Origin of the sequence: Desulfovibrio sp. 1214_IL3152, assembly GCF_036763055.1 — a bacterium.
Lineage (GTDB): Bacteria > Desulfobacterota > Desulfovibrionia > Desulfovibrionales > Desulfovibrionaceae > Desulfovibrio.
The window spans coordinates 1-1,000 of record NZ_JBAIYW010000060.1 but is presented as its reverse complement, the minus strand read 5'-3'; the positions used below and the strand labels follow the sequence as shown (position 1 = coordinate 1,000).

Annotated in this window: 1 protein-coding gene and 1 pseudogene; one reads left to right on the top strand and one right to left on the bottom strand. The window is 60.0% G+C overall.

Going from position 1 to position 1,000, the window contains the following annotated elements:
• Positions 1-56: 56 nt before the first annotated feature.
• Positions 57-560: a preQ(1) synthase gene (gene queF / locus V6C07_RS01205; protein ID WP_333534574.1), complete on the bottom strand. Its 504-nt coding sequence runs from the start codon at positions 558-560 to the stop codon at positions 57-59.
• 151 nt (positions 561-711) lie between these two features.
• On the opposite strand from queF, the pseudogene V6C07_RS01200 reads away from it, so the two are divergent.
• Positions 712-1,000 (top strand): annotated as a pseudogene (locus tag V6C07_RS01200) (MogA/MoaB family molybdenum cofactor biosynthesis protein); the annotation flags it as partial.

Here is a 1,000-nt window from a genome sequence, read left to right as displayed (position 1 = left end):
CTTCCGATCTGCAAGGTCGCGCCGCCTGAATGCAAAGGCAGACGGCGCGGCTGCGGTTACGGCCGGTGCGGGTCCGGTTCGGATTTCCAGGAACGGACGGTTTCACGCACAAGGGCGTTCTGTTCGTCAGACATGCCGTCCTTGAACGTCTCCGCAAAAACGTGAATGCGCGTGCCGCCGCGCGGCGCGAACAGCCCCTTGACCCGGCACCAGCAGGGATTGAGCAAAACGCGCAGGTCTTCCAGCACGTTGTTGGTGATGGTTTCCATAAAGGACTGATGATTGCGAAAAGCAAACATATACAGCTTGAAGCTTTTGGATTCCACGCACAGTTCGTCGGGAATGTACTCAACGGTTATGGTTCCGCTGTCGGGCTGGCCGGTCACGGGGCAGAGCGAGGTAAATTCGGGAAAGCTGACGCTGATGACATAGGGCCGTTGCGGAAAACAGTTGGGAAAAGCCTCCAGCAGAGCAACGCTGGGGCCTCCTTCAGGGGCGGTAAGGCGGCCTGTGCCGAGAACCTTGAGGTCCCGGGTCTGATCCTGGCTGCGAGTGGTCATAACTGAAACTCCTTGAAAAATATGCTCCGCGCCCGGCCAGACCGGGCAGGCGCGGGCGCGTATTGGACTTGTAACCCATCGCGCTTGCGGCTACAATATTCTATTATTTGCACGAATCCGACACCCGCCAGGGGTTTTTCCGGAGCATACTATGAACATTCTGCTGCATGTGCGCGCCTGCCAGAAAGACCAGTGCCTGCCGCTCCAGCCGGGGGGCATGCCTCTTGAAAAAAACTTTCCGTGGCACGTCCTCATGGCCCCCGAACAATGGGCCTTGCCCCCGCTGCCAGTGGGCGCAACCTTTTGCGGAGCCTGTGGCACGCCCCTTCTCAAGGTAACCGGCCGCATGTGGCTGCCCGCCCCCGCGACACGAAACGGCACGGCCAGCCATGCTTCTCACTGCCTGCTGCTGACGGCCCTTACAGACCTGCCCGAAGGGA